We start from the raw sequence: 5,660 nt of genomic DNA on the forward strand, positions 1-5,660 counted from the left end.
TGAAAAACAGTATTTCATGAAGCTCGGGGCTGTCTAGGAAACCCGGGGCGATTCACTATCTCTACGTTGAAAGGACTGAAAGGCGAAGGTGGCGCGGCAAAGCTGCTGCAACTCTGTGCTGTGGCCGAGTTACCCAAGACCATCACCGACTTTCTCACTGACATCTATCAACGCTATCCGAAGCCGAAGCGCAAGGAAGCACTTGCCGCGCAAGCTGGTGCCGATAACGAAGTGCCGGGCGACAACAGGGCGGCGGCCGAAGACCCTGAGGAACTGTAAATCGTGGCCTTGGTCATCTGCGCACAGCGACAAAGCATTCTCGATGAGGACGGGGCCATCCTCGTTACAGGTGGCCCAGGCAGCGGCAAGACGACCATCGCGTTAGCCAAAGCCAGACTCGTGATCGAAAGGGGCTTGTCGCCCGGTCAATCCGTCCTGTTTCTCAGCTTCTCGCGTGCTGCCGTTGCGCGTGTCGCCGAAGCAAGCAAGACGCAGTTGCCAGCCGCTTTGCAAAGCAAGCTCTCCATCCAGACATTCCACTCGTTCTTTTGGCGCATCTTGCAGGCTTATGGATACCTGCTGGGTACACCAAGGTCGTTGCACCTGTTGATGCCTCATGATGAGGCGGCAATGCAGCACGAGTTCGAGAACAACGGCGGCGATTGGGATATCGAGCGCGAACGGCTATTTCGGGAATCAGGTAGGGTCGCCTTCGACCTATTCGCCCCAAAAGCTCACGACCTGCTGTCTCGAAGCGCACGCCTGCGCGAATTGTTCTCGTCATGCTATCCATTGATCGTTGTGGACGAGGCGCAAGACACCGCAGAAGATCAGTGGCACTGTGTTCGGTTGCTATCCACTGGCACACAAATGATGTGCCTTGCTGACTTGGATCAGCAAATCTACGACTTCCGGCCAGGCGTTAGCTCAGACCGAGTAACGCACATCATGGCGGCCCTGCAACCGCTGCGCGTAGATTTGGCAGGTCAGAATCACCGAAGTCCAGACTCGGAAATCGTCGCCTTCGCCAACGACGTACTACTGAACACACCGAGAGGCACAGCATATCGTGGCGTATCGCGCATGAATTATCGTGCCAATCGAGAGTACCGTGATCGTGCGATTCGCCAAGCAATCGGCATTGCCATTCAGCGCGCAAAGGAAGTAGCCCAAGGCGACATCGAGAGCCTAGCCGTACTGGCAACATGGGGGCGCGGCGTTAACGTCATCTCCCGTGCGCTAACTGGTGATGGCACGAACTTGATCCTGCATAAAGTGATGATCGACGAAGCATCGGTACTGCTTTCGAGTCGCATGGTAGCGTTCATGCTGGAACCTCGCAGGTCACCAGCAGAGGAGCTACTGGACTTGGCTGACGGCCTTGACCTTGCAGCAATGGTTTTCCGGGCACGCGGCGGAAATACCAACCTTGCCACCGCGCAGCGGTTGGCAACAAGTGCGGGACAAAGCCGCGGCGGCACTTCCCCGCGCGCTAATGGAGTGGCATCCAAACTCTTAAATGCACTGCGTGCATTGCGCGCTCACGAGTTCACGGGAGACCCGAAAAAGGATTGGTTGGATGCGCGTAGCATCCTTCGCAACGCAGGCGCTAACCCGTTTCAAGCCGTCGCAGAGGATGCTGAACAACTTGTCGCCTTCCAGCGTGGCCGTCGTATCTCGGCAGCACTGACCGAAATTTGGCAAACGCAGGGAGCGTATCGAAATGCCCGCAGCGCACTTGATACGGCCATCGCCGAAGACCAGCTCTTGTCAGGCGGCAACGACCTAAAAGGTATCCACGTTATGACCATTCACAAGTCGAAAGGCAAAGAGTTCGACGCAGCAATCATTTTCGATGATCCGAACAGCAGCCCTCTGCTTTTCACCCAAGAGGCTGCGCCTCACCCTCGTTGTCGCAAACTAGCGCGGGTTGGCATCACCCGCGCCAGGCATCATGTGCTGATGCTTTGCGATATGTTCACTCCAACCGCCTTGCTTCAAGGGCATCAACTATAGAAGCAAGGTCGCTGCGGTCTTGATTCCGTTGCAAGCGACTACTCTTTCCTTGCTGGTTTCCGACGAAACCCCCGATCTCCCGCCATGAACGCTTCCAACATATGCGGGATCAGCGTCGCCGCATCGACCGCTTCACCATAGGTCTGCGCGTGGAGCGCGGCGTAGCGGTCGAGGTCGGCTTTCAGGTTGGCCGGGCACGCGAAGGTCAGCTTCGTGGCTTCGGTTTTCGGTAGCGGCCCCAGCCGCAGCTTCTTCGTCGGTACGTTCATCGTGATGTGCCTCGATTGAACATGAGTGGCTGGTACGGGCGAAGCGTCAAATCCCGCGCGACGATGATCCGCACCGGCAGGCCCGGCCGGCTGGTCAAGGTGGGCTGGATGTTGAGATTGCGCCGGGTGATCTCCTGGCCGACCTGATTGATGCTGTCTTGCGCGCTGTCGCGGCCGGCGATGATGACGCGGTTGCCGTCCTGGCGATTCTCCGGCGCCGCCAGCTCGGCGCCGACGCCCAGCAGCGTGGTCAGCGCCGCGCCCGCGAAGATGCGGCCCCAGTGGTAATCCACGTCATCTTCCAGGCCGGCATAGCCTGCCGGGTCGGTGCCCACGAGGTTGTCGAGCGTCAGCGAAGACGTGTCCGGCAGGATGATCCGGTTCCACACCACCTGCACCCGGCTCTGCCCGTAACTGACCTGGCTGTTGTAGCGCCCCAGGATGCGCGAACCCTGCGGGATCAGCAGGAAGCGCCCGGTAGCCGTGTCATAGACCGGCTCCGTCACCGTGGCGATGACATCGCCCGGCAAGTCCGACTTGATGCCCGTCACCAGCGCACCTGCGATCACCGTCCCGGCCATGACCTGATACGGCGAAGCCGGCAGGGTCAGGTTGCCGGAATTACGGGTTTCCGTGGTTCCGGCTTTCTGGAACGCCTCTTTCTGGTCTTGCCGGTTCTGTACGGCGGTCGGGTCGGCCGGCTGCGCAGCCACCGACGCCGGCCCGGCGGCCATCGGGTCGAACGCCGCATTGGCGGCGAAGCCCGGCGCGGCGGCCACCTGCGACTGCGCCACCGGCGCGGCTTTATGCGAACCCGAGCGGAAGAACACCGACGATGCCGCCGCTTCCTCGGCCTCCTTCAAGCGGGCCAGGCGCTCGGCCTCGGCCGGGTCGTGGCCCGGCGGCGCGTAGCCCGGTGTCGGCCGCTGCGCATTGACGATGGCCGGCCCAAGATCACCCGGCAGCGGCGGCCCCAGCTCCGGCACCTCAGGCGGCAAGGTGGGCGGCAGCTTGGAGTAATCCGCCGGCAGCGCATCCAGCCCTTCCGACTTGGAGACGCGATCGACGTTGTAAAGCTCGGTCTGCTCGTTGGCCCCGCGCCGCTGCGGTTGCAGCGACCACATCAGTGCCCCGAGCACGGCGGCCGACAGGCCGCCGGCGAGGATGGCCAGCACGCGCCGGTTCAGGCGCGTGACCGGGCGCGGCTGGACGCGCAGCGCCACTGCCTCCGGGGCCAGCTTGTCCGTCTGCGGGATGGCGAGGTCGGGCGTGTCGTCCTGGCTCATGGTCAGTTCCTCCGCGCCACGCCGTCCGTGCGCTCGATCCGCACCACGTCGCCCTTGTCACCGCCCAGGCGCAGTTCGGCCGCGCCGAACAGCCGATCCACGATGTAGTACGGCGAGCGGAAACGGTAGTTCACCAGTTGCCCGTCGCCCTGCGCGCCGATGACGAACAGCGGCGGCAGATCGCCTTGGGCGATGCCGGCCGGGAACTGGATATAGACCTTCTCGCCGTCATCGAAGGCGCGCAGGGGCTTCCACGACGGATTGCTGCCGCTGATCGCATAGCGGAAGCGGATGCGCTCCAGCGACAGGCCGGCATCGACCGGCGCGGCGGCGCTGGCCGCCTGCGCCTGGCGCTGCAAGGCCAGCATCCGGTCGCGCGGATAGTCCCAGGACACCGACGCCATCCAGGCGCGTTCGGTCGAGGTCAGTTCCAGCAGATAGGTTCGCCGATTGGTGGTGATGACCAGATTCGTCTTGAGGCCCGACCGCACGGGCTTGACCAGCACATTGACGCGCAAGGCATCGCCGCTGCCGCTGGACGTGTCGCCGACGATCCAGCGCACGGTATCGCCCGCAGCGACCGTCACCAGTTCCTCGCCCGGCTGCAAGGACACCACGGTCACGCGCCCCGGCGCGGCATAGACCTGGTACAGCGCGCCATCGGTGAAGGGCCACACCTGAATCGCATTGACGAAGCCCTCTCGCGTCGGCGCGACGCGCGCCTCGGTATTCGCCTTCGACACGCGTACGGTTTCGTCGGCCGGCTCGGGCGCGGGCCGGGCTTCACCGCCTTCCGGCAGCGGCTTCAACTGCGCGGGCAGCGCCAGCGGTTCGGGCAAGGCGACGACTTCCACCGGCGCCGGCGGCTCGGGGATGAACTGCGCTTCCACCGGCTCATCGAGGGGGATCACGGGCGGCGGCTTGCCCTGCGTGGCGCAGCCCGCCAAGACGAAGGCGATCAACGGAAAGACGTAAAAACGCAAAGGGAATGTCATGGCTTGGCTCCATCGGAAGAATCCAGTTCGCGGCTCCACGACAGTCCATTGACGTAGATGCCCAGGGGATTGCGGCGCAGGCGTTCCTCGGTGCGCGGGGTTTGCAGCACGATGGACACCACGGCCGTCCACCGCTCCAGCCCGGCGGCCGCGCCGTTGACGTAGCGGCGCTCCGTCCAGCGCACGTTGAACGATGTGTCGCTGGCCCGCACGACGCTGGTGATCTGCACCGTCACCGACTCCTTGCCGACGCGGGTGAACGGGTCGTTGGTGCGCGCGTAGTCGTTGAGCACCGCCGCGCCCTTGTCGGTGGTGTAGTCGTAGGCATCCAGCCAGTTCTGCCGCACCACGATGGGGTCGATGGACAGCGAGCGCACCAGCGTCACGAAGCGCGCCAGATGGTGCGCGATCTGCGCGTCACCCGGCCGGTACGGCGTGGCGGCTTCGCCCACGGCACGCACCTGGCCTGCCTGATCGACCTCGATGACGTAAGGCGTGACGATGGAGTGCGCCGAGCGCCACACCAGTCCGGCAGCCATCAGCACGGCCAACGACAGGCAGCCGAAGGCCATGAACCGCCAGTTCCTGGCCTGCACGCGGGCCGAGCCGATGCGGTCGTCCCACACCTGCGCGGCGGATTGGTAGGGGGTCGCGGGCTGCGGCGTATCGGCGTAGCGCACCTGCGGTCGTTTGAATCGCATAGGGGTTCTCCTTGAAGTCAGGTATCGGAATCGCGCAGGCTGGGGCCGGAACCCGATCCACCGCCGTCGCCACCGCGCAGGGTGTGGGCGGCGGTGGTCGCGGCATGGGTGATCTGCTGGCGGCGGTGCAGCCGCTTGGCCCAGGCGGGTTGCGCTTGCTTCTGCGGGCTGGCGGCATCGGTCGCGCCACTGCCGGATGCCATGCCCGCGCCGTCATCGGCGGAAGGGCCGTTCCAGCCGGCCCGGAAGGAATCGGCCACCTTCTGCCCGGCAGCGGCAGCGCCCGATGCGGCGCGGCGGCCGACCTCCTGCGCGCCGGTCTTGGCGACGTTGCCCATGCCGGCCATCGCGCCCTTGGCCCCGCCGCCCGCAGCGGCGGAACCCGCCTGAAAC

The 5,660-nt window shown here is 64.4% G+C and carries 7 protein-coding genes; 2 read left to right on the forward strand and 5 right to left on the reverse strand.

Translation table 11 applies throughout. The annotated features are described in order from the left end of the window. Positions 1–66: 66 nt before the first annotated feature. A complete protein-coding gene (locus BGI27_RS17260) occupies positions 67–279 on the forward strand; it encodes a hypothetical protein (protein WP_223871893.1) in 213 nt (70 codons plus the stop codon). A 3-nt stretch (positions 280–282) separates the two neighbouring features. After that, positions 283–2,016, forward strand: a complete 1,734-nt coding sequence (locus BGI27_RS17265) for a UvrD-helicase domain-containing protein (protein ID WP_095526022.1) — start codon at positions 283–285, stop codon at positions 2,014–2,016. A 38-nt stretch (positions 2,017–2,054) separates the two neighbouring features. Here BGI27_RS17265 and BGI27_RS17270 read toward each other — a convergent pair whose 3' ends face one another. The 5 genes from BGI27_RS17270 to BGI27_RS17290 form a co-directional block, all read right to left on the reverse strand. After that, entirely contained in the window at positions 2,055–2,285 is a 231-nt protein-coding gene (locus BGI27_RS17270) for a DUF2274 domain-containing protein (RefSeq protein WP_095526023.1), read from the reverse strand. After that, on the reverse strand, positions 2,282–3,571 hold the full coding sequence (locus BGI27_RS17275; RefSeq protein WP_095526024.1) for a TraB/TrbI/VirB10 family type IV secretion system protein: 1,290 nt from the start codon (positions 3,569–3,571) through the stop codon (positions 2,282–2,284). The genes BGI27_RS17270 and BGI27_RS17275 overlap by 4 nt, the downstream gene beginning before the upstream one ends. Positions 3,572–3,573: 2 nt before the next feature. Beyond that, entirely contained in the window at positions 3,574–4,566 is a 993-nt protein-coding gene (gene trbG, locus BGI27_RS17280) for a P-type conjugative transfer protein TrbG (RefSeq protein ID WP_095526025.1), read from the reverse strand. Next, a complete protein-coding gene (gene trbF / locus BGI27_RS17285) occupies positions 4,563–5,267 on the reverse strand; it encodes a conjugal transfer protein TrbF (RefSeq protein WP_095526026.1) in 705 nt (234 codons plus the stop codon). The genes trbG and trbF overlap by 4 nt, the downstream gene beginning before the upstream one ends. Before the next feature lie 17 nt (positions 5,268–5,284). Next, the coding region (locus tag BGI27_RS17290; protein WP_478210108.1) for a TrbL/VirB6 family protein at positions 5,285–5,660 on the reverse strand (376 nt) is incomplete at its 5' end.

This window comes from Candidatus Dactylopiibacterium carminicum, from assembly GCF_014736495.1.
Lineage (GTDB): Bacteria > Pseudomonadota > Gammaproteobacteria > Burkholderiales > Rhodocyclaceae > Uliginosibacterium > Uliginosibacterium carminicum.